The 21,404-nt window shown below is 70.8% G+C and carries 20 protein-coding genes and 2 tRNA genes; 6 read left to right on the top strand and 16 right to left on the bottom strand.

The window, feature by feature from the left end; all coding sequences use genetic code 11:
• Window positions 1-4: 4 nt before the first annotated feature.
• The 3 genes from QE370_RS05370 to QE370_RS05360 form a co-directional block, all read right to left on the bottom strand.
• On the bottom strand, window positions 5-781 hold the full coding sequence (locus QE370_RS05370; RefSeq protein ID WP_309633689.1) for an ABC transporter permease: 777 nt from the start codon (window positions 779-781) through the stop codon (window positions 5-7).
• Window positions 778-1,725, bottom strand: coding sequence for an ABC transporter ATP-binding protein (locus tag QE370_RS05365; RefSeq protein WP_309633688.1), 948 nt, complete (start codon window positions 1,723-1,725; stop codon window positions 778-780). Before QE370_RS05365 ends, QE370_RS05370 begins: the two co-directional genes overlap by 4 nt.
• Before the next feature lie 89 nt (window positions 1,726-1,814).
• Window positions 1,815-3,698 carry a penicillin-binding transpeptidase domain-containing protein gene (locus QE370_RS05360; protein ID WP_309633687.1) on the bottom strand — a complete coding sequence of 628 codons (1,884 nt, stop codon included), beginning with the start codon at window positions 3,696-3,698 and terminating at the stop codon, window positions 1,815-1,817.
• A 107-nt stretch (window positions 3,699-3,805) separates the two neighbouring features.
• On the opposite strand from QE370_RS05360, the gene QE370_RS05355 reads away from it, so the two are divergent.
• The 3 genes from QE370_RS05355 (at window position 3,806) to QE370_RS05345 (ending at window position 6,866) form a co-directional block, all read left to right on the top strand.
• The gene (locus tag QE370_RS05355) at window positions 3,806-4,642 is read left to right on the top strand and encodes a hypothetical protein (protein ID WP_309633686.1); all 837 of its coding nucleotides are present in this window, start codon (window positions 3,806-3,808) and stop codon (window positions 4,640-4,642) included.
• A 35-nt stretch (window positions 4,643-4,677) separates the two neighbouring features.
• A complete protein-coding gene (locus QE370_RS05350; protein WP_309633685.1) occupies window positions 4,678-5,151 on the top strand; it encodes a GNAT family N-acetyltransferase in 474 nt (157 codons plus the stop codon).
• A 239-nt stretch (window positions 5,152-5,390) separates the two neighbouring features.
• Window positions 5,391-6,866 carry a M4 family metallopeptidase gene (locus QE370_RS05345; protein ID WP_309633684.1) on the top strand — a complete coding sequence of 492 codons (1,476 nt, stop codon included), beginning with the start codon at window positions 5,391-5,393 and terminating at the stop codon, window positions 6,864-6,866.
• Between the two features lie 52 nt (window positions 6,867-6,918).
• Here QE370_RS05345 and QE370_RS05340 read toward each other — a convergent pair whose 3' ends face one another.
• The 4 genes from QE370_RS05340 to QE370_RS05325 are packed head-to-tail and all read right to left on the bottom strand — an operon-like array spanning window position 6,919 to window position 9,474.
• A complete protein-coding gene (locus tag QE370_RS05340) occupies window positions 6,919-7,509 on the bottom strand; it encodes an SDR family NAD(P)-dependent oxidoreductase (protein ID WP_309633683.1) in 591 nt (196 codons plus the stop codon).
• Entirely contained in the window at window positions 7,506-8,846 is a 1,341-nt protein-coding gene (locus QE370_RS05335; RefSeq protein ID WP_256474915.1) for a ThiF family adenylyltransferase, read from the bottom strand. The genes QE370_RS05340 and QE370_RS05335 overlap by 4 nt, the downstream gene beginning before the upstream one ends.
• Window positions 8,847-8,869: 23 nt before the next feature.
• A complete protein-coding gene (locus QE370_RS05330) occupies window positions 8,870-9,235 on the bottom strand; it encodes a hypothetical protein (RefSeq protein ID WP_253022321.1) in 366 nt (121 codons plus the stop codon).
• 2 nt (window positions 9,236-9,237) lie between these two features.
• Entirely contained in the window at window positions 9,238-9,474 is a 237-nt protein-coding gene (locus QE370_RS05325; protein WP_253022323.1) for a hypothetical protein, read from the bottom strand.
• 285 nt (window positions 9,475-9,759) lie between these two features.
• Here QE370_RS05325 and QE370_RS18155 point away from each other — a divergent pair, with 285 nt between their 5' ends.
• Together QE370_RS18155 and QE370_RS05320 are read left to right on the top strand one after the other, a co-directional pair.
• Window positions 9,760-10,041, top strand: a complete 282-nt coding sequence (locus QE370_RS18155; RefSeq protein WP_396127803.1) for a helix-turn-helix domain-containing protein — start codon at window positions 9,760-9,762, stop codon at window positions 10,039-10,041.
• 91 nt (window positions 10,042-10,132) lie between these two features.
• Window positions 10,133-10,708 (top strand): ImmA/IrrE family metallo-endopeptidase, encoded by a 576-nt coding sequence (locus QE370_RS05320; protein ID WP_253022327.1) that lies wholly within the window; start codon window positions 10,133-10,135, stop codon window positions 10,706-10,708.
• An 88-nt stretch (window positions 10,709-10,796) separates the two neighbouring features.
• Here QE370_RS05320 and QE370_RS05315 read toward each other — a convergent pair whose 3' ends face one another.
• The 6 genes from QE370_RS05315 to gyrB all read right to left on the bottom strand — a co-directional run bounded on the left by QE370_RS05315 (window position 10,797) and on the right by gyrB (window position 17,017).
• On the bottom strand, window positions 10,797-10,985 hold the full coding sequence (locus QE370_RS05315; protein ID WP_253022329.1) for a hypothetical protein: 189 nt from the start codon (window positions 10,983-10,985) through the stop codon (window positions 10,797-10,799).
• A gap of 119 nt (window positions 10,986-11,104) precedes the next feature.
• A tRNA-Ala gene (locus QE370_RS05310) sits at window positions 11,105-11,177 on the bottom strand.
• A gap of 151 nt (window positions 11,178-11,328) precedes the next feature.
• Window positions 11,329-11,406 (bottom strand) — tRNA-Ile (locus QE370_RS05305).
• Between the two features lie 73 nt (window positions 11,407-11,479).
• Complete coding sequence (locus tag QE370_RS05300) at window positions 11,480-12,316, bottom strand: DUF3566 domain-containing protein (protein ID WP_253022357.1); 837 nt, start codon at window positions 12,314-12,316, stop codon at window positions 11,480-11,482.
• On the bottom strand, window positions 12,313-14,931 hold the full coding sequence (gyrA, locus tag QE370_RS05295) for a DNA gyrase subunit A (RefSeq protein ID WP_253022359.1): 2,619 nt from the start codon (window positions 14,929-14,931) through the stop codon (window positions 12,313-12,315). The genes QE370_RS05300 and gyrA overlap by 4 nt, the downstream gene beginning before the upstream one ends.
• A gap of 55 nt (window positions 14,932-14,986) precedes the next feature.
• Window positions 14,987-17,017 (bottom strand): DNA topoisomerase (ATP-hydrolyzing) subunit B, encoded by a 2,031-nt coding sequence (gene gyrB / locus QE370_RS05290; protein WP_370201035.1) that lies wholly within the window; start codon window positions 17,015-17,017, stop codon window positions 14,987-14,989.
• Between the two features lie 220 nt (window positions 17,018-17,237).
• Here gyrB and QE370_RS05285 point away from each other — a divergent pair, with 220 nt between their 5' ends.
• Window positions 17,238-18,080 carry a phosphatase PAP2 family protein gene (locus QE370_RS05285; protein WP_309633682.1) on the top strand — a complete coding sequence of 281 codons (843 nt, stop codon included), beginning with the start codon at window positions 17,238-17,240 and terminating at the stop codon, window positions 18,078-18,080.
• Between the two features lie 729 nt (window positions 18,081-18,809).
• Here the strand turns inward: QE370_RS05285 and QE370_RS05280 are convergent.
• Genes QE370_RS05280 through gnd form a run of 3 tightly spaced genes read right to left on the bottom strand, consistent with a single transcriptional unit; the run spans window position 18,810 to window position 21,387 of the window.
• On the bottom strand, window positions 18,810-19,328 hold the full coding sequence (locus QE370_RS05280) for a DUF721 domain-containing protein (protein WP_253022364.1): 519 nt from the start codon (window positions 19,326-19,328) through the stop codon (window positions 18,810-18,812).
• Window position 19,329: 1 nt separating this feature from the next.
• Window positions 19,330-20,463: a DNA replication/repair protein RecF gene (gene recF, locus QE370_RS05275; RefSeq protein WP_309633681.1), complete on the bottom strand. Its 1,134-nt coding sequence runs from the start codon at window positions 20,461-20,463 to the stop codon at window positions 19,330-19,332.
• A 3-nt stretch (window positions 20,464-20,466) separates the two neighbouring features.
• Window positions 20,467-21,387: a phosphogluconate dehydrogenase (NAD(+)-dependent, decarboxylating) gene (gene gnd / locus QE370_RS05270; RefSeq protein ID WP_309633680.1), complete on the bottom strand. Its 921-nt coding sequence runs from the start codon at window positions 21,385-21,387 to the stop codon at window positions 20,467-20,469.
• Window positions 21,388-21,404 lie beyond the last annotated feature (17 nt).

The raw sequence follows: 21,404 nt of genomic DNA, 5'->3' as shown, positions 1-21,404 counted from the left end.
CGGCTCACCCGCGGGCCGTGTCCCTGCTCATCCGCCAGGCCGCACCGCCCACGAAGACGACCAGCCACGCGACGGCGTTGACGACCGCGTACCAGGGCAGCTCGCCCGTGAGCGGTGCGCGGCTGATCTCCGCCACGCCGAACATCGGGGTGAGCGACGCGACGTGCCACAGCGCGCTGCCCTCGGTGATGGGGATGAACAGGTTGCCGAGGAAGGCGAACAGCGCGAGCCCCGGCCCGAGCAGCTGCATGGCGTTCTCGCCGGGCACGACGTAGCCGACGAACAGGCCGAGGGCGGCGAACACGAAGGAGCAGAGCAGGGCCAGCAGCGCACACGCCAGCCACCGCCCGGTCGGCATCTCCGCCCGACCCTGAGCCACTGCGGCGACGTTGACGACGCCGACCGCGAGCGCGCCGAGCACCAGGGCGCAGGCAGCCTTCGTGGCGATGTACGCGAGCGGGTGCAGCGGTGTCAGGCGCAGCTGCCGCGACCAGCCGACCGACCGCTCGAGCGCGACCGACGAGCCCGCCGACGCGGTGGTCAGCGCGGCGCCGTAGAGCGCCATCGAGACCATCACGTAGGCCGACACGTTGCCGTGCCCGACGCGCTCGTCGCCGCCGCTGCTGCCCGCGAAGGCGAAGAAGAGTGCCGCGGGGAACAGGAGCGAGAAGAAGACGGTGCGTCGGTTGCGCAGCATCCGCCGCAGCTCGAGCGTCAGCAGGACCCGGTTGAAGCCCCCGAGTCGAGGAGCCGGGCGGGTGGCGGCGGTGGCGGTGCTCATGCGGGGGTCCTCTCGTCGGCGCCGGTGAGGCTCAGGAACGCGTCCTCGAGGCCCCGCCCGACGATCTCCAGGTCGCGTGCGGTGGTGCGGGTGAGCAGGTGGCGGGCCACGGCGTCGGAGTCGGTGCCGTGCACGACGACGCTGCTGCCCCGCACGTCGACGCCCTCCACGCCGGGCAGGGCGGCGATCTCGGCGACCATCGCGTCGTCGACGTCGGGGCAGGTCGCCCGCACGGTGCGGCCGACGGCACGGGCCTTGATCTCGGCCGCCGTCCCGTCGGCGACGATGCGACCGCCGCTGACGAGCACGATCCGGTCGGCGTAGGCGTCGGCCTCCTCGAGGTAGTGGGTCGCGAACATGACGGTGCGGCCGTGCCGCGCGTCGTCGCGGATGGCGCTCCAGAACGTGCGGCGTCCCTCGACGTCCATGCCGGTCGTGGGCTCGTCGAGCAGCAGCAGGTCGGGGTCGCTGAGCAGGGCGAGCGCGAACCGCAGGCGCTGCTGCTCACCACCGGAGCACAGCCCGACCCGGCGGTCCGCGACCGCCGTCAGCCCGGCGCGCTCGAGCACGTCGTCGACGTCGCGCACGTGGGTGAAGAGGCTGCGCACGTAGCGGACCGTCTCGGCGACCGTGAGGTCCTTCAGCAGCCCGCCGCTCTGCATGACCGCGGCGACCCGGCCCTGGCCGACGGCCTCGCGCGGGTCGAGGCCGAGCACGTGGACCGTGCCGGAGGTGGGTCGAGCGAGGCCGAGGACCATGTCGAGGGTCGTGGTCTTCCCGGCGCCGTTGGGGCCGAGGAAGGCCACCACCTCGCCGGGGCGGACGACGAGGTCGATGCCGCGCACGGCCTCGACGTCGCCGAAGGAGCGACGCACCTGCTGCAGGCGCACCGCGTCAGGTCGGGTCGTCGCGGACCGCGGCGACAGGGTGCTGGTCTGGTTCATGCCTCGAGCATGGTCCGCGCGGCGGGTCCGGTCCCGGATCGCGCGTCACGACCTCACCGTGACGGATGTCAGGGGTCCGCCCCGCCGGGTCAGCGGCGCAGGAACCGCTCGAGCAGCGGGCCCGCGGTGGCCGAGCCGGAGTCGCCGTCCGCGACGAGCACGGCGACGGCGAGGTCGCCCTGCGTCGCGATCATCCAGGCGTGCGTGCGTGGTGGCTGGTCGTCGCCGTACTCGGCGGTGCCGGTCTTCGCCCGGACCGGGCCGCCCGGCACGTCGCGCAGGAACGCGCCACTGCCGTCCGTGACGACGGCCCGCATCAGGCCGGCCAGGCTCCGGGCCTGCGCCCGGGTCACCGGCTCGTCGGGCTCCGGCGCCTCCTTCGCCCGCCGGTCGGGCAGGAGCACCGGCGTCACCGTGCCACCGTGGGCGACGGAGGCGGCGACCACGGCCATGGCCAGCGGCGATGCCTCCACGCGGCCCTGGCCGATGACCGATGCGGCGCGCTCGGTGCCGTCGGCCTCCGTCGGCACCTGCCCGAGGAAGGCAGGCATCCCGAGGTCGACGTCGCGGCCCAGCCCGAGCCCGGCCGCCGCGGCCGCGAGCTCCTCCTGCGACGCTCGGTCGCGCTCGGCGATCATGGCGGTGTTGCAGGACTGCGCGAAGGCGGTCCGCAGGGGCACGTCGCCGAGCGCCGAGGCGGGGTAGTCGGAGTAGTTCGTGAACCGTCGTCCGTCGACCGTGACGGTCGGCGTGCACGGCACCCGGTCGTCGACGGCGAGTCCCGAGCGTAGGAGGGCGAGGGCCGTCGCGACCTTGAAAGTCGAGCCCGGCGCGTACCGGCCCGTCAACGCCGTGTCGGCACCGTCGCCGCCGGGGCCACTGGAGACGGCCAGCAGCGCACCCGTCGACGGTCGGATCGCGACGATCGCGCTGGCCGGACGGACGTCGGCGAGGATCCGGTCGGCCGCGCCCTGCAGGTCGGGGTCAAGCGTGGTGCGAAGCGGCTTCCCGGCCTTCGGGGCGCTGGAGAAGAGTCGCCGGGACTCAGTCTCGGGGTCGTCGTCGACGGCGAGGACCTCGAGGCCCGGGGTGCCGCGCAGCTGCTCGTCGTAGCGCGCCTGCAGCCCGGACAGTCCCACCTGGTCGCCGGGCCGGACCGCACCGTCGGACTTCTCGACGACCTCCGCGGTGGCCTCGCCGACGGTGCCGAGCAACGGCTGCCCGAACGCACGCGTCGGAGCCAGCGGCAGGGTGCCCTCGACGGCCAGCGACCCGGGGATCGCGGCGAGCTCCTGCCGGGTGGGCACGTCACCGTCGGCGCGCAGGACGAGTCCCTCGACGAACGCCTGGTCGCCGGCCGCCTCGACCCGCCGGCGGTACGCCCCCGGGTCGATGTCGAGCCGACGCGCCAGCCGCTCGGCCGACGTCGCGGCAGTTCCGGCGTCGACCGCGGACTTGTCGATCCCGACCCGCACGACCGGTCGTGCGGTGACGAGGACGGCGTCGTCGGCGCCGAGCACGTCGCCCCGCTCGGCCGGCGTCGTCCGCACCGCGAGCGTCTCGCCCTCCCTGACCGGTGCGACGACGGACGGCTCCCACCGCACGCGCCAGGTGCCGTCCTGCTGCACGAGGGTCGCGGTGGTCTCGTACGACCAGGTGGACCCGCCGATCGTCCACCGGTGCTGGAGCTCGGCCGTGGCAGAACCGTCGTCCTCCTCGACGGAGGTCACCTCGACCTGGCGCCTCCCACCGACGTCGGCGACGACCCGTTCGAGGTCGGCCTGGTGGCGCGCGCCGTCTCCCGTGGTCGGCACCGACGTGACGTCACCCTTCGACAGCCCCTCGGCGAGCGCCCGGGCCGGATCCTCGGGGTCGGGCCCGCCCAGCCTGCACCCGACCAGGACCCCGGCAGCCACCAGCGGGCCGGCAGTCGCGGCGACGATGCGGAGACGGGCTGGACGACGCTGACGCATGACGGCAGTAGACCAGCCTGGACCAGCAGGGGCGAGGACGACGCGCGGCAGGCTGCACTGGGCCCTGTTCAGGTTGTCCGCAGGTTCGCGTCCCTACGGTCCGACCCATGACGACGCGCACCTTTGCCGCCACCAAGGTCCCGTCCGTCCTGGCGACGTTCTGGGTGGTGAAGCTGCTCACCACCGGCATCGGCGAGACCGGGTCGGACTACCTGGGCACGGTGAGCATCCCGCTCGCCGCAGCCATCGGCGTCGGCGGCTTCGCCGTGGCGCTGTGGACGCAGCTGCGGGCCGACCGCTACCACCCGGTCCGCTACTGGACCACGGTGCTCGCGGTCGCGGTGTTCGGCACGATGATCGCCGACGGTCCGCACGTCGTCCTCGGCACGCCCTACTGGGTCGACTCGCTGGTCTACCTGGTGCTGCTCGGTGCGGTGCTCGCGTGGTGGCGGCGCAGCGAGGGCACGATCTCGGTGCACTCGATCACGACCGCACGGCGCGAGCGCTTCTACTGGGGCGTCGTGCTGCTGACGTTCGGGCTCGGTACCGCGCTCGGCGACGCAGCCGCGGTCGACGCCGGCCTCGGCTTCGTCTGGTCGATCCTCGTCTTCGGGGTCGCCATCCTCGTGCCGTGGGGTCTGTGGCGCGCGGGCCTGAACCCGACCGTCACCTTCTGGTCGGCGTACGTGATGACCCGCCCGCTCGGTGCGTCGGTGGCCGACTGGCTCGGCAAGGGGACGAGGGACGGCGGGGTCGGCTGGGGCACCGGGCCCGTGACGCTCGCCGGTCTCGCGCTGTTCGCCGGGCTCGTCACCTTCCTGGCCCTCACCCACCGCGACGTCGACAGCGCCGTCGACAGGGCCGTCGACCGGGAGACGGGCGATGCCGGCGCGGGCGGTACCCCCGTCGACGACACCCCGCGCGACGCCGTCCCGCAGCGGTGACCTCTAGGGTCGCGCACTGCTCGTAGCATCGCGGTGTGTCCCCCTCCGTGCGCCTGGTCCCGATGACCGCCGAGCAGTTCCCCGCCTATCGCGAGCTGGCCGAGCAGGAGTACGCGGAGAACATCGAGGCGGCGGGGATGATGCCCGAGGAGGAGGCCCGCCGGAAGGCCGCCGACGACTTCGCGAGCTCCCTGCCCGACGGGGTCGACACCGCGGACCACGAGCTCTGGACCGCGTGGGACGACGACCACGAGATCGGCATGCTGTGGCTCGGGTTCACCGAGCGGTCCGACGGGCTGGTCGCCTTCGGGTACGACTTCATGGTCACCGCGGAGCAGCGCCGCCGGGGCTACGGCCGGGCGATCATGGAGGCGGCCGAGCAGGTGTGTCGCGACCGCGGGGTGGTCGAGGTCGGGCTGTCGGTGTTCGGCTTCAACTCCGGCGCCAGGGCGTTGTACGAGCAGATGGGGTTCGAGGTCACCATCCTCCAGATGCGCAAGCGCCTCTGAGCCGGCCGGCCGCGCCCCACCAGGAAGGCCGCCTGCTACGGAGGCGCCCCGACCCCGCTACTGGTCCTGCGCCGGCGACCACGGCGACGTGCTGAGGCCTCGAGAGCCGCCGACGCCAGGGAACGCCGGAGACGTGTCTGCCGGCACAGGTCGAGGACGTCGACCTCCAGGACGCCGGAGTCCTACAGTTTCTCCAGCGGTGCCGGGACGAGCTCGGCACCCACAGTTCGGGGGAACTCATGACACGAAAGATGATGGGCTGCGTCGCGGCCATCGTGACCGCGACGACAGCCGCCGGCATCGTCGGGCTCGGCACCACGAGCGCGTCGGCACGCGACGGGGCACCGACGGTCGCCGCCGCCGACTCCTACGCCCGGCACCACGGCGCACCGCGCGCGGACCTGCGGCTCGACCGCACCGTCCAGGTGCCCGGCGGCAGCGTCGCGCACTTCCAGCAGTACCTCGCCGGCAAGCCGGTGATCGGTGCCGAGGTCGTCGTCCAGCTCGACGCCCGCGGGAAGATCCACGGCACCACCGGCGCCGTCACGTCGGCGCCGCGCAGCGTCACGGCGGCACCCGCACGGACGGAGGCGAGCGCCGAGAGGACGGCCAAGGCGTCGCTGCGCAAGGCCGGAGCGGCGGAGGTCGACGCGACCGCAGCCGCCGCGACCGACCTCGCCTGGTACGACGCGGGCCTGTTCCAGGGGGCGCCGTCGAGCGGGGCCGTGACGCTCGTGCACGACGTCGAGGTGACGCCGACCGCGGTCGACGCCGTCGGCGGCCGGGTGCTCGTCGACGCGAACGACGGCACGCCGGTCTACACCGAGACCACGCAGCGTGAGGCGACCAACCGTCGGGTGTGCGACGCCCGCAACCAGTACGTCACCAACCTCGACTGCCCGAGCCCGGTGCGGACCGAGGGGTCCGCGGCCAGCAGCGTCTCGGAGGTCAACGTGGCCTACGACCAGCTCGGTGCGACGTCGTCGTTCTACAGCAGCCGGTTCGGGTACGACCTGACGACGCAGATCGGCGGCGGAGCACTGCGGGCGACGGTGCGCGCCTGCTACCGCGACTCCGGTGGCGACTACGGCTGCCCGATGGAGAACGCGTTCTGGACGGGACGCAGCATGGTCTTCGGCCAGGGCTTCGCCTCCGCCGACGACGTCGTCTCCCACGAGCTGACGCACGGCGTCATCCAGAACACCGCGGACCTGGTGTACTCCTACGAGCCCGGCGCCATCAACGAGTCGATGGCCGACGTGTTCGGCGAGTTCGAGGACCTCGACAACGGCACCGGCACCGACACGTCGTCCGTCCGGTGGCTGCTCGGTGAGGACCTGCCCATCGGCGCGATCCGCGACATGCGCACGCCCGAGCGCGGCAGCCAGCCCTCGTCCTACCGCGGCCAGTACTGGCAGAGCGGCTCGAGCGACAACGGTGGTGTCCACACCAACTCGGGCGTCGGCAACAAGGCGGCGTTCCTGATCACCGACGGCGGGACGTTCAACGGCCAGACCATCACGGGTCTCGGTCAGGCCAAGGCCGAGCAGCTGTACTGGCGCACGCTCAACGCGCTGACGAGCTCGTCGAACTACGCCCAGCTCGGCCAGACGCTGAAGTCGTCGTGCTCGGCCCTCGCCTCGGGCGGGACCGCCGGGTTCACGTCGAGCGACTGCCAGCAGGTGAGCAAGGTCGTGACCGCGACGCGGATGTAGGCAGACGACCGAGTGGATCGCCCGTACCGCCTGCGCGGTGCGGGCGATCCGTTCATCCGCGGTCCTGCCCTGAGGTGTCCGCGTACGTGCTGACGGCGAACCTCGACGCGAGGGCGTCGAACATCTCCTGCTCGGCACGCACCCGCGCCAGGACCTCCGGCGCGGCAGTGGCGCCGTGACCGACGAACTCGCGCCCCGCCGTGACGCCGGCGTACGCCGCGTCGGCGAAGACGTCGACGGGGGCGCCGTGCGGGGCGTCGAGGCCGGACAGGCCCGTGGCCACCGCGGGCGGAGCGAGCTCGGTGACCCGGACGGCGGTCCCGGCGAGCGCGTGGCGCAGGGTGAGCGTGCAGCTGTGCAGGGCCGCCTTCAGCGCGGAGTAGAGCGGCGCGAAGGGCTGGGGGACGAAGGCGCCTCCGGAGGTGACGTTGACGACCTGTGCGGGTGTGCCGCGACGCACCAGGTGCGGGACCAGCAGGTGGTTCAGGTGGACGGGGCCGCTGAGCAGCACGTGCAGCTCCCCCTCCCGCACCGACCACGGGTCGTGGTCGTCCGCGAGGGCGACCCGGCGCTGGATCCCCGCGTTGTTCACCACGACGTCGACGTCGGGCAGGACGTCGAGCACGTGGTCGTTCCTGGTCACCCGACGAGGCTGACGCGCCGATCTCCGGCCAACAGGCGACCCTCCATGCTGCAGGCGCTACCGGTCGTGTACTCGAGCGTACGACGAGTCTGCAGGCTAAAGATGTGCTGAATCGGTGGGCCGACCTCCCAACGCCTGGCGGCAGTCAGCACGACGAACTGCTCAAGAAGTCCGGCGATGACCGTCGCGCTGAACGCGGCAACGTTCGGAGCGCCGTCTTGGCTCTGGCGTCCGGCCTGCTCCAGGTACCCAGGGTTGTCCAGGAGGCCCTGCCGTTCGAGGGTCACCTCCGACATGTTGATCTGTCGGGAGCAAGCGAGGCAGGGATTTCCGGGCACAACCGTCTGGAATCGTGCGCTGGCACGCAGGATTCCACCCTGTGGATGGGGAGCGAGGTCGAGGCCGCCGTCGATGACCGGGATGAGATCGGCATACGCGATGGAACTGAGCACGGCACGGGGCCAGGGCCTGTCGACACAAGAAAAGATGACGTCGTAGTCGAGGGCAGCCGCTACCCCCTGCTGTGTGCACAGGCTGAAGGCGTGCTGTTCGACCGTGAACTCGTCGGCCGTGGCGGCACGTCGGGCGAGGCGGGCGGCGACAGCGACCTTCCTGCGACGCAGTCGAGCGTCCCATCGGGTCGCGCCAACGAGCCGGTCAAGGTTGCGGCGCTCCACGACGTCGGCGTCCATGACCCCGACATGCTGAACGCCGGATGCCGCGAGGCGCAGCGCGACGTCGAGCCCGACACTGCCGACTCCAACGACGAGGACCTTGAGACGAGCCATGTCAGCCTGCGCAGCTTCGCCCCAGGCCGAGACAGTGCGAGCCTGTGCGGCTTGCGCGGCGGGCTTCGGGACGAGCGCGTCGTTCCACGACACCTCGAGGCGGCCGCCCACCACCCGCACCGACTCGCTCCACGTCGGCTCGGTCGTGTCCCACGACCGTGCCGACCAAGCTCCGTCGCCACCAGCCAGCGTGAGCCCGATGAGCGGAAGGCCTGTCACCTCGCGGACCAAGGTGGCGTAGGAGCGCTCAGCGTCGTGGTCGTACCGACTGAGTTGCTGCCAACCGCGTCCTCGCGGGTGGCTGTGCAGGATGGCTAGGCCGCGCCCTGCCGCTGCTGCGGCCGTAGCCTCACGGAGGACGTACTCGCCGCGGATTGTTGCGTTGCCGTGGACGATCCGGTCCTCGCGTCCTGGCAAGAGGACATCATCGATCAAGTGTGTGACGCGCCGCGCCCCGGTCGACACAGAGTAGGTGGCAAGACAGATGTCCTCGTCGCCATCTGGCCGCAACAGGTGGCTCCGGAGAGCCGTGTTGAGTTCAGCGGTCATCGCGACTGACAGCGACGCCCCGGTCACAGCGCCTCCCCAAGGACGCCGCGCACGTGAGCCAGCCAGACGTGGATGGCGGGACGGTCGGTGTCCCACTGGCCGGTGTCCCGCGAGTGACGCCTCCAGCCGGGCGGGCAATACTGCCCATCTGCGTTCGTCGCGGCGAACTCGACGTCGTCCTTGAGGTGCACCCAGTGCGGCGGCGCGGCCGGCCACCCTGCGAGCTCCGCGACCGTGACGCCAGTACGAACCGTCTGGCCGGCGAAGGCGCCGGCGACTGGGACGAGGTCGTAGTAGACGACGTCCCCGTCTCGCTCGGGGCGTAGACCCTCTCGGTGGAGGTCGGCGACGAAGCCGTCCGCGCCGTCCGTCACGGTCGTGGTGGACATGGTCAGGCGACCGGGGCGCTGTGTCGGACGGTGACGAATCGGTCCCCGTCGTCGATGTCGACGACCTTGCGATCCTTGTACGTCTTGGTCTCGCCGTTGCGCTTGACCTTCGCGAGGTCGTACTCGTCCGGGTTGAGACCAGCGAGACGGAGAAGCTGAGCGGCCTCCTGGTCGTCGTCGCGCGTCTCGTACTGAGTGCCGTCGATGGTGAAGTGGATCTTCTTCCGCTTCTCGTTCATGGAAGTTCCTCCTGTGAGTTGTCCTACGGGCTATTGCAAGGTCGGTACCGCTGGTCTACCTTGCAAAGGTGACGCTACCCGGGTTTGTTCGACATTTGCAACCTATTCGACTCTTGCAAATGTTCGCGACGCCTTCTCGCACCGCGAGTAGCGACCGGCCGACACGAGGCCGATGAGCCGAAAGCGCTGCAACTGCAGCACCGAGACGCGTGACGCGTCGCCGCCAGTTCCGTCTCGGGACTTTGGTCACAACTTCCCAAACTTCGCTCAACGCCAGGAACGTGAATGTCCGAACGCGCAACCTTCGACCACGACAGCTTCTTCTCCGCCATTGACAAGACCCGAGCCAGCGAATCCAAGACATGGCGACAAGTTGCACTCGAAGCCGGGGTCAGTCAGTCCACTCTGACCCGACTTGCCCAAGGAAAAAGGCCCGATGTGGACAGCCTCGCCGCCCTCGTGTCATGGGCGAGGCTCAACGCCAACGACTTCGTACTAGCTCCCGACGACGCCGGACGCCGAGACACCAACCGTGGCACGCATCGCCACGTTCCTTCGCGCAGATAAGAGCCTCAGCCCCGAAGCAGCCCGCGCGCTCGAGACGGTAATCGAGGCGACATACGCCGCCGTGGGCGGCGGGAAGAAGCTCTAAGTCGCGGTGGCCTCCTACAAGCTCCCGGGTGCCTTCACGAAGATGGCCGAGGAACTCGCCCTCGAGATCCGCGATGAACTTGGCCTTCGGCCCTCCGACCGCCTTCGTCCGCTCGAACTCCTCGAGCACCTCGATCTGCCCGCCATGCCAACTTCCGCACTGATCGCTCTCGCGCACCCAGGGATCGCGGACGCGGTCGAGTTGCTCGCGAAGAACGGGAGTTTCTCGGCTCTCACTGTGTTCCGGGGCACCGAGCGTCTCGTCGTCTTCAATGACACGGCGACGGCAGGCCGGCAGGCCGCCGACATCACGCATGAAGCAGCCCACGGACTGCTCCTCCACGAGCCGACAACCGCGATCGACGAGTTGGGCTGCCGCGCGTGGGATGACCGCGTCGAGGCGGAGGCAACCCACCTCGGCGCGTGCCTACTCATTCCGGCTCGCGGCGTCCGCTACTGGGCAAAGGTCGGCAAGGGAATCGACGAGATCGCGCAGCACTTCGGCACGAGCATCGAACTCGCGCGGTGGCGGTACAACATTAACGGCGGCCGGCGCATCGCCGCCAGCAGTTCTCGGCGTTAGTCCGAGGTTGAGGCAGGCGCTGTCCACTGACGAACAGCGACGACGCCTCGCACCGGCTCTGCAGATTGGGTAGCCGGCGGGACGACTCTCAGGCGCCGGTCGACTCGATCAACTCGGTGACGCGAGCTCTCGCAACTTCCTCACCTAGCCACTGGATGACCCTCACGACAGAATCGACGTCGAGAAGGACCGCGGCGACAAACGCGACGCCCACGACGTCGCGGGCGCGGCGAGGCGCGGCACGGAGCAACGGCGGCACCCACTCGACCCACGACATGTCGCCATTCTGAACGCGAGCACCGACACCTAACTCACAGACGCGCGCATCCAGGTTCTGGCGGACCGTGCGCACCTTGGGCGAGGGGTAAGACCCGCCGACGGCATCGAGGCCTTCGGTGGAGCTGAGGGGACTCGAACCCCTAACCCCCTGCTTGCAAAGCAGGTGCGCTACCAATTGCGCCACAGCCCCTCGCGGGATCAGACCGAGTCGGTGGCCTGCTCCCAGGTGGTGCGGGTGGCGGCGGTCCCGTCGTCGCGACGAGCCACGGCCCACAGCACCCCGAGCGCGGCGAGGACGACCGCGAGAAGCTTCTTCATCGCCGTCCTCCTCGGGCGTCCGGTGGTGGGCCTAGCTGGACTTGAACCAGCGACCTCTTCCTTATCAGGGAAGCGCTCTAACCGAGCTGAGCTATAGGCCCGCAACAGCGATGAACTCTACCCCACGCCCGGGCGACCGGGCGAACCGGGGGCAGCACCGCCGGAGTTCGCGGATCAGTGATCCGTGAACGTCACCTCGATGCCGCCCAGCAGCTGGGCGGCGAGGTTGTACAGGTGGGCAGCGATCGTGGCGATCGCCGTCATCAGCACGACGTTGACCGCGCTGAAGATCAGCGTGAGGCCGACGAGGCGACCCAGGCCGAGGTAGTCGGTGAGGTCGAAGCTGCCGGCGCTGTCGGACAGCACGTTGGAGACCGTGCCGTTCAGCTGGTCCCAGATGCCGGTGAGGTCGAGGACCACCCAGAAGATGGTGACCGCGACGACCGAGACGATCATGAGGGCGACCGAGACGACGAACGCCAGACGGGTGACCGACCACGGCTCGACGTGCGTCAGCCGCAGCCGGGCCTGACGACCCGACGCCGACGCCGCTGCCGGCGAGGCGGAGGCCTTCGGCTCGTCCTTGACGGCAGGGATGACCGCCGTGCTGTCGGGCGACTGCGACGTGGTGCCGGCGTAGTCGGCGGCCGTCGGGGTCTTCTCCCGGGCCGCCGCACCCTTCTTGGCGGGGGCCGACTTCTTGGCAGGGTCGGGCCGGCCGACCGGGCTCGGCGTCGCCTTCTTCGCCGTGCTGGGACCGTCGGTGGACGGCTTGGACGCCGCAGGCTTCGCGGGCGAGGCGCTCCCCGAGGTTGAGCCGCTCGGGCGACCACGGCCGGAGGCCGGGCGGGCGGGACCGGCGGGACGGCGGTTCGCGCCGCCCTGCGTCGCGTCCTTGCTGCCGCCGACGGGCTTGCCGTCACGGTCGAGGCGCGGGATCTGCTGCGTCCGCGCGGCGTCACCGGCGCCCGAGCTGGGTGCCCGGTCCTGAGGCTTCTGCTGGTCGCTCACTCGTCGTGCCCCTCGTCAGTCGTGTCAGTGACCTCGGTGCCCGTCTCGTCGGGCGTCACCGGGTCCACCGTACCGGCCGGGGCGTCGTCGGCCTCGCTGTCCGGCTCCGCCGCGCCGCTCAGGTCGGTGTTCCGTGCGATGGTCACCACCCGGTCGTCGCCCTTGAACTTCACGAAGGTGACGCCCATCGTGCCGCGACCCTTGGCCGGCACGCCCGCCACCTGGCTGCGCGTGACCTGGCCCCCGGCGGTGACGGAGATGACGTCGTCGGAGTCCTTCAGCACCAGTCCGCCGACCAGCTCGCCGCGGGCCTCGGTGATCTGCATGGCCTTGATGCCCAGGCCGCCGCGGCCCTGCAGGCGGTACTCGTCGATCGAGGTCTTCTTGGCGTAGCCGCCGTCGGTGACGGTGAAGACGTAGAGCCGGTCCTCCTCGGGCACGTCCTCGACGGCGACGTCGGCGTGCTCGTGCCGGATGACCGTCATGGAGAGGAGCGCGTCGTCCTCGCGGAACTTCATGCCCGTGACGCCGGACGTCGCGCGACCCATGGGCCGCAGCTGGTCGTCGTCGGCACGGAACCGGATGGCCTGCGCCTTCTTGCTGATGAGCAGCAGGTCGTCGTCGGGTCCGGCGATGTCAGCGCCGATGAGGGCGTCGTCCTCGTCGCGGAAGTTGATCGCGATGACGCCGGCCTGGCGCGGGCTGTTGTAGTCGGCCAACCGGGTCTTCTTGACCAGGCCCTTGCGGGTGGCGAGCACCAGGTAGGGCGCCTGGTCGTAGTCGCGGATGGCGAGGACCTGCGCGATCTCCTCGTCGGGCTGGAAGCTCAGCAGCCCGGCCACGTGACCGCCCTTGGCGTCGCGGCCGGCCTCGGGCAGCTGGTAGGCCTTCGTGCGGTACACGCGGCCGGCCGTCGTGAAGAACAGGATCCAGTGGTGGGCCGTGGTGGGGAACAGGTGCTCGACGAAGTCGCCGTCGCGCAGCTGCGCGCCGCGCACGCCCTTCCCGCCGCGACCCTGCACCCGGTACTGGTCGGTGCGGGTGCGCTTGGCGTAGCCGCCGCGGGTGATGGTGACCACGACGTCCTCGTCGGGGATGAGGTCCTCCATCGACAGGTCGCCGTCACCCGGGACGATCGGCGTGCGGCGGTCGTCGCCGTACTTGTCGACGATCTCCGCCAGCTCCTCGCTGACGATGGCCCGCTGACGCTCCTCGCTGGCGAGGATGGCCTTGAAGTCGGCGATCTTGGCCTCGAGGTCGGCGAGGTTGTCGATGATCTTCTGCCGCTCGAGGGCCGCGAGGCGACGCAGCTGCATGTCGAGGATAGCGCGCGCCTGCAGCTCGTCGATCTCGAGCAGCGCGATCAGGCCGTCGCGCGCCTCCTCGACGGTGGGGCTGCGGCGGATGAGCGCGATGACCTCGTCGAGCGCGTCGAGCGCCTTCACGAGACCACGCAGGATGTGGGCCTCGGCCTCGGCCTTCTTGAGGCGGTAGGCGGTGCGCCGCTGGATGACCTCGATCTGGTGGGCGATCCAGTGCGTCACGAACCCGTCAAGGGTGAGCGTGCGCGGGACGTCGTCGACGAGCGCCAGCATGTTGGCGCTGAAGTTCGACTGCAGGTCGGTGTGCTTGTAGAGGTTGTTGAGCACGACGCGAGCCACGGCGTCGCGGCGCAGCTCGATGACGATGCGCATGCCGGCACGGTCGGACGACTCGTTGCGCAGGTCGGAGATGCCCTGGACGCGGCCGGCGTTGACCAGGTCGGCGATCTTGCGCATGAGCGCGTCGGGGTTGACCTGGTAGGGCAGCTCGGTGACGACGAGCTGGATGCGACCCTTCGTGTCCTCCTCGATGTTGACCACGGCACGCATCTGCACCGAGCCGCGGCCGGTGCGGTACATGTCCTCGATGCCGCGCGTGCCCACGATGAGGCCGTGCGTCGGGAAGTCGGGGCCCTTGACGCGCTCGATGAGCGCCTCGAGCAGCTCGGCCTTGCCGGCGTCGGGGTGGGCGAGCGCCCACTGGACGCCGTCGGCCACCTCGCGCAGGTTGTGCGGCGGGATGTTCGTGGCCATGCCGACCGCGATGCCGGCCGAGCCGTTGACGAGCAGGTTGGGGATGCGCGCGGGCAGCACCGTCGGCTCGGAGGAGCGGCCGTCGTAGTTGGGCTTGAAGTCGACGGTGTCCTCGTCGATGTCGCGCACCATCTCCATGGCGATGGGCGCGAGCTTGCACTCCGTGTACCGCATGGCGGCCGCCGGGTCGTCGCCGACGGAGCCGAAGTTGCCCTGGCTGGCGATCATCGGCGCCCGCATGACCCACGGCTGGGCGAGCCGGACGAGGGTGTCGTAGATCGCCGTGTCGCCGTGCGGGTGGTACTGACCCATCACGTCACCGACGATGCGGCTGCACTTGGAGAAGCCGCGGTCGGGACGGTACCCGCCGTCGAACATCGCGTAGAGCACGCGCCGGTGCACCGGCTTGAGCCCGTCGCGGACGTCGGGCAGGGCCCGCGACACGATGACGCTCATCGCGTAGTCGATGTAGGACCGCTGCATCTCGTCCTGCAGCTCGACGGGCTCGATGCGGTCGCGCTCGATGGGGGTGTCGGTCATGTGTCGGTTCTCGTTTCAGGAAGGCGTCGCGGGAGCGGGTGGGCGGCCGGACGGCCTAGATGTCGAGGAAGCGGACGTCTTTGGCGTTGCGCTGGATGAAGCTGCGACGCTGCTCGACGTCCTCGCCCATGAGGATCGTGAAGATCTCGTCGGCCATGGCGGCGTCGGCGAGGGTGACCTGACGCAGCACGCGGGCGTCGGGGTCCATGGTGGTCTCCCACAGCTCGCCGGCGTTCATCTCGCCCAGACCCTTGAACCGCTGCACCGGCGCCTCCTTGGGGAGGCGGTAGCCGGCCTCCTCGCCGGCCGCGAGCAGCGCGTCGCGCTCACGGTCGGAGTAGGCGAGCTCGTGGGCGTGGTTGGTCCACTTGATCTTGTACAGCGGCGGCTGCGCGAGGTAGACGTGACCGTTGTCGATCAGCGGCTTCATGAAGCGGAACAGCAGCGTGAGCAGCAGCGTGGAGATGTGCTGGCCGTCGACGTCGGCGTCGGCCATGAGCACGATCTTGTGGTACCGCAGCTTGGCGATGTCGAAGTCGTCGTGCACGCCCGTGCCGAGCGCGCTGATGATCGCCTGGACCTCGGCGTTCTGCAGGATCTTGTCGATCCGCGCCTTCTCGACGTTGAGGATCTTGCCGCGCAGCGGGAGGATCGCCTGCGTGCCCGGGTCGCGGCCGTTCTTGGCCGAGCCGCCGGCGGAGTTGCCCTCGACGACGAACAGCTCGCACTTCTCGGGGTCACGGCTGGAGCAGTCGGCCAGCTTGCCGGGGAGACCGCCACCGCCCAGGAAGCCCTTGCGGTTGCGGGCGAGGTCGCGGGCCTTGCGCGCGGCGAGCCGGGCGGAGGCGGCGTCGATGGCCTTGCGGATGACGATCTTGCCCTCGGCCGGGTTGCGCTCGAGCCAGGCGGCGAGCTCGTCGTTGACGACCTTCTGCACGAAGCTGCGCGCCTCGGAGTTACCGAGCTTCGTCTTCGTCTGGCCCTCGAACTGCGGCTCGGCGAGCTTGATGGAGATGATCGCGGTGAGGCCCTCGCGGATGTCCTCGCCCGACAGCTCCTCCTTGCCCTTGAGCAGGTTGTTGGTGTCGGCGAACCGCTTGACGGTCGTGGTGAGCGCGGTGCGGAAGCCCTCCTCGTGGGTGCCGCCCTCGTGGGTGTTGATCGTGTTCGCGAACGTGTGCACCGACTCGCTGAAGGAGTCGTTCCACTGCATCGCCAGCTCGAGGGAGAGGCCGTTCTCCTCGTCGTCGCGCTCGATGGAGATGACGTCGCCGTGGATGGGCGAGCGGGTGCCGACGTTGATGTGGTGCACGTAGTCGACGAGTCCGCCGTCGTAGCGGAAGCGCACCTCGCGCTCGAGGTCGTCGGCACCGTCCTCGTCGTCGCTGCCGAGGTCGCGCTCGTCGCGCAGGTGGATCTCCAGGCCCTTGTTGAGGAACGCCATCTCGCGGAAGCGGCTCTTGAGGGTGTCGAAGGAGTAGTCGGTCGTCTCGAAGATGTCGGCGTTGGCGTAGAACGTCTGGGTCGTGCCGGTCTCGTCGGTCGCCTCGCCCTGCTCGAGCTCGCCGGTGGGCACGCCGTTGTCGAACGTCTGGCGCCAGACGAAGCCGTCGCGCTTGATGACCGTGTGCATCGTGGTGCTGAGCGCGTTGACCACGGAGATGCCGACACCGTGCAGACCGCCGGAGACCTTGTAGCCACCGCCACCGAACTTGCCGCCCGCGTGCAGCGACGTCATGACGAGGGTGACGGCCGGGATCTTCTCGGTCGGGTGCATGTCGACGGGGATGCCGCGACCGTCGTCGACCACGCGCACGCCGCCGTCGTCCTGCAGCACGACCTCGATGTGGGTGGCGTGGCCCGCGAGCGCCTCGTCGACGGAGTTGTCGACGACCTCGTAGACGAGGTGGTGCAGACCGCGCTCGCCCGTGGAGCCGATGTACATGCCGGGACGCTTGCGGACGGCCTCGAGACCCTCGAGCACCTGGATGTTGCTCGCGTCGTACGAGCCCTCGACCTGGGAGCGGGAGACCAGCTCCTCCGCGATGGGCTCGGGCGTGGTCTCGTCGTCAGGAGAGGTGGTCACTGTTCCAGTATACGGGCGATTGTGTGGCTCCCAGCGCACCTGCCCTCGTGTCACCGCGGGCTCGGCGGGTCCAGAGTGGTGCTGAGCGGGCTCGCAGCCCCTCCAGGAGCGCCGCGCGGGGTGGGGACCCATGCCCCGATCGCCCCCGAGGGGAGTTCGGGCGTCTGAGGCCCGTTCGCGCGCCTCGACGCAGTTGACCCCGTCCGTCATCGTAGGAGGCATGACCCTCGTGGACCCCGACGTCGCTCCCGCGCCGGCCCGATCGACCCGCCGGACGGGCTCGAGCGTGCGCGGCACCGCCGCCGTCGTGGCCCTCGGCGCGACGCTCGCGTGCACGGTGCTGGCGTGGTTCGTGCTGCGGACGCCGCTCGGGCAGCGCCTCGACGAGCGCGCGATGAACACCGTGGTCGCCGGTCGCGACACCCAGCTGCAGGTGCTCAGCGTGCTCGGCTACGTCTCCATCGGCGCGATCGTCGCCGTGGCGCTCGCCTGCGTCGTCGTCGCGCTCGTCCGCGGTCGCGCCGCCCTCGCCCTCGGTGCCCTGACCGTGATCGCGGGTGCCAACGTGACCACCCAGGTCCTCAAGCACGCCCTGCTGACCCGGGCCGACGTCGTCGACGGGGTCGTCGCCCCGCTCAACAGCTTCCCGAGCGGCCACACCACCGTCGTCGCCGCCGGGGTCGGGGCACTGTGCCTCGTGTCGCCGCGCTGGATGCGGCCCCTCGTCGTGCCGTTCGGCGCGTTCGCCGTGACCCTCACCGGCGCATCCACGGTGGTGGCCGGGTGGCACCGACCCTCGGACGTCGTCGGCGCCGTGTTCGTGACGACGGCCTGGACCGCCGTCGTGTCGTGGGTCCTGGGTCGCGAGCACGTGGCCGTCCGCGGCACGTGGCTGCTCGCCCTCGTCGGCGCCGTCGCCGCGATCGGCGCCCTCGTCGCCATCGGCGTGCGCCCCTCCTACGGCTGGGACGGCTTCACCGACGCCGCCCTCGTCCTCGGCGCCGTCGGCGTCACCCTCGGCCTCGCCGTCGCTGCGGGGAACCGGGCGACGCCGACGTCTTAGGACGGGTCGGGTCGCATTCTCGCCGGTAGGGTGGTGCGCGGCCTGCGGTCGTCGTGACCGCGCTGGTGCGATGCCTGCGGGGGTCTCGTCCTGCTGGTGCGCGGCCGCAGGGGGCTTGTGCCTGCTGGTGCGCTGCCTCGGCCTGCGCTGGGGGCGGTCTCCGAAAGGGCCTCGACCGGCAGCGGGGCTGGGGGCGGCTTGGGGTCGCGGGGTCTGGCCCGCGCCCGCCCTTGGACGGACGATTCTTCGTTGGTGCGTTCTGGAGCCACGGTTCTTCGTTGGTGCGTCCTATCGGTGGATCTGCAACCGCAGGAGCGCTCCTCCGGTTGCAGATCCACCGATGGCGAGCGGGGCGGCAGGGATTCTCCCTTCGCGTGGAACGGTCCACGAGAAGGGAGAATCTCGCGTCACCCCAACGCAAAGGGCACCCACGATTCTTCATTCGAGCGTTCAAGGCCGAACGCTTCTGCGTTCACGACGGGATCCCGTCGCCAACGCAGAAGCCTTGGCCCTCCCGCACACGAACGCAGCATCGTGCGTCCCCCAGCACCAACCCACAGCCCGAGACCCCGGACCAGCGCGCCCGCCAGCCACCCGGTCGAGGCCCCTTTCGGAGACCACACCCAGCGCGAGCCGAGGCAGCGCAGCAGCAGGACGAAACCCCCTGCGGCAGCGCACCAGCAAGGTCAGGACCCCACGATCAGCGGCTCAGGACGCCAGGCCCAGCGATCAGCCGTACGTGTCCCGCGGACCGCGACCCTTGACCGACCGGGGGCCGCGCTTCCAGGAGGGGGCCTGGGGGCCGCGGACCTCGATGCGGAGGACGGCGCCGTCGCCGAGCTCCTCGTTGAGGCGGGCGACGAGGCGGGGGGCGAGCAGGCGCAGCTGGGTGGCCCACGCCGTGGAGTCGGTGGTCACGTGCAGGACCGCGTCCTCGTAGCCGTCGACGGTCGAGTGGCGGGCGACCTCGGGGCCGACGATGGAGGCCCAGTCGGTGAAGACGCGCTGTGCCGACAGCCGGTCGTCCCAGCCCTGCTGTCGGACGAGTGCACCGAGGGCGTCGGCGACGGTGGTCGGGTCCTCCCGACTCTTGCGGCGGCGAGGGGTGGAGCCGTCGGTGCGTCGACGACGGGGACGCAACGGAGCGCCCGTCCCGCGGTAGCTGTCGGCGATCTCACGGGCCAGGCCGAGCGGGTCGTCGGAGTCGGGCGGCTCGGTCCCGTCGTCGTCGGGTGGGGTGCCAGACACCTCAGGCCTCCGTGACCTTGCCGGCGTGCACGTCGAAACGGTGCCCGGCGAGAGCCGTGGGCACGTCGTCCGCGACGGCCGCCGTGACGAGCACCTGCTCCGCATCGCCCACGAGCTCGGCGAGCTGCTCGCGACGACCCTCGTCGAGCTCGGCGAAGACGTCGTCGAGGATCAGCACGGGGTCGTCGCCGTCGTCGTCGCGCAGGAGGGTGAACGACGCGAGACGCAGCGCGAGTGCCAGCGACCACGACTCACCGTGGCTGGCGTACCCCTTCGCGGGGAGCTCGCCGATGGCCAGCTCCACCTCGTCGCGGTGCGGTCCGACGAGCGTGACCGCCCGGTCGAGCTCGTCACGTCGACGCTCCTCGATGCCAGCGAGCAGCGCCTCGCGGACGCCCGCCGGACTCTCGTCGTCAGCGACGACGGACCCCCGGTAGCTGGCCGTGACGTCACGACGCTCGGGAGCGGCGCGCGTGGCGACCGTGCGGTAGGACTCGACGAGGAACGGGGCGAGGTCGTGCAGCAGGGCGATGCGGGCGGCGACGATCTCCCCGCCCAGCGTCGCCAGCTTGTCGTCCCAGATGTCGAGAGTCGACAAATCTACTTGTCGGTTTGTATATCTGCCGGAGCGCGCCGATTTCAGCAGCGTGTTGCGCTGGCGCAGCACGCGCTCGTAGTCGGCCTTGACGCCCGCGAGGCGCGGCGTGCGCAGCACGAGCAGGCCGTCGAGGAAGCGCCGACGGTCCGACGGGTCACCCTTGACGAGGGCCAGGTCCTCGGGCGAGAAGGTCACCGTGCGCAGGACGCCGACCAGGTCGCGCGTGCGCGGCAGCGCCGCTCGGTTCACCCGCGCCCGGTTGGCCCGACCGGGCGTGATCTCGAGCTCGAGCAGCGCCGTGCGGTCACCACGCACGACCTCGGCCCGCACGACCGCTCGCTCCGCACCCGCCCGCACGAGGGGGGTGTCGGACGAGACGCGGTGCGAGTCGAGCCGGGACAGGTAGTCGATCGCCTCGACCAGGTTCGTCTTGCCCTGGCCGTTCGCCCCGACGAACGCGGTCGGCCCGGGCTCCAGCGCGATCTCGACCTCGGGGTAGGACCGGAAGTCGTGCAGCGAGAGACGGGCGACGCGCATGCGTCAGGAGGGGTCGGCGTCGAGGTCGGCCGGCGCGTGCCCGGTCTCCTCGGCCGCCTGCACGGCGTGGCCGCCGAACTGCTGACGCATCGCGGCGACCGCCTGCATGGCGGGCGACTCGTCCTGGCGCGAGACGAACCGCGCGAACAGCGACGCGGCGATCGTCGGCGCCGGGACGGCGTGGTCGATCGCGGCCTCGACCGTCCAGCGACCCTCGCCCGAGTCCTCGGCGTACCCGCGGATCTTCGACAGGCCCGGGTCGTCCTGGAGCGCCTTGACGAGCAGGTCGAGCAGCCACGAGCGGACGACGGTGCCGACCCGCCAGGAGTCGAAGACGTCGGTGACGTTCTCGACGAGCTCGGCCTTCTCGAGCAGCTCGAAGCCCTCGGCGTAGGCCTGCATCATCGCGTACTCGATGCCGTTGTGGACCATCTTGGAGAAGTGGCCCGCGCCCACGCGACCGGCGTGCACGAACCCGGACTCGCCCTCGGGCTTGAGGACGTCGAAGACCGGCTGGACCTTCGCGATGTCGTGGGCGTCGCCGCCGGCCATCAGCGCGTAGCCGTTCTCCAGGCCCCAGACACCACCGCTCACGCCGCAGTCGACGAAGCCGATGCCCTTGTCGGCGGCCAGCGCCGCGTGCTTCTCGTCGTCGGTCCAGCGGGAGTTGCCGCCGTCGACGATCACGTCGCCCTCGCCGAGCAGCTCGAGGAGCTCCTCGACCGTGGCACGGGTGATGTCGCCCGCGGGCACCATCACCCACACGACCTTGGGCGAGGGCAGCTCCTCGACCAGGGCCTGCAGCGAGTCGACGTCGCTGACGTCGGGGTTGCGGTCGTAGCCGGTGACGGTGATGCCGCCGTTGCGCAGACGGGTGCGCATGTTGCCGCCCATCTTGCCGAGTCCGACGAGTCCGAGGTGCATGGAGGTCCCTCCAGGTG

The organism is Aeromicrobium sp. SORGH_AS_0981 (assembly GCF_031453195.1).
Taxonomy (GTDB): Bacteria; Actinomycetota; Actinomycetes; order Propionibacteriales; family Nocardioidaceae; genus Aeromicrobium.
The sequence above is the reverse complement of the archived record's forward strand: the minus strand, read 5'-3'. Positions and strand labels throughout refer to the sequence as shown.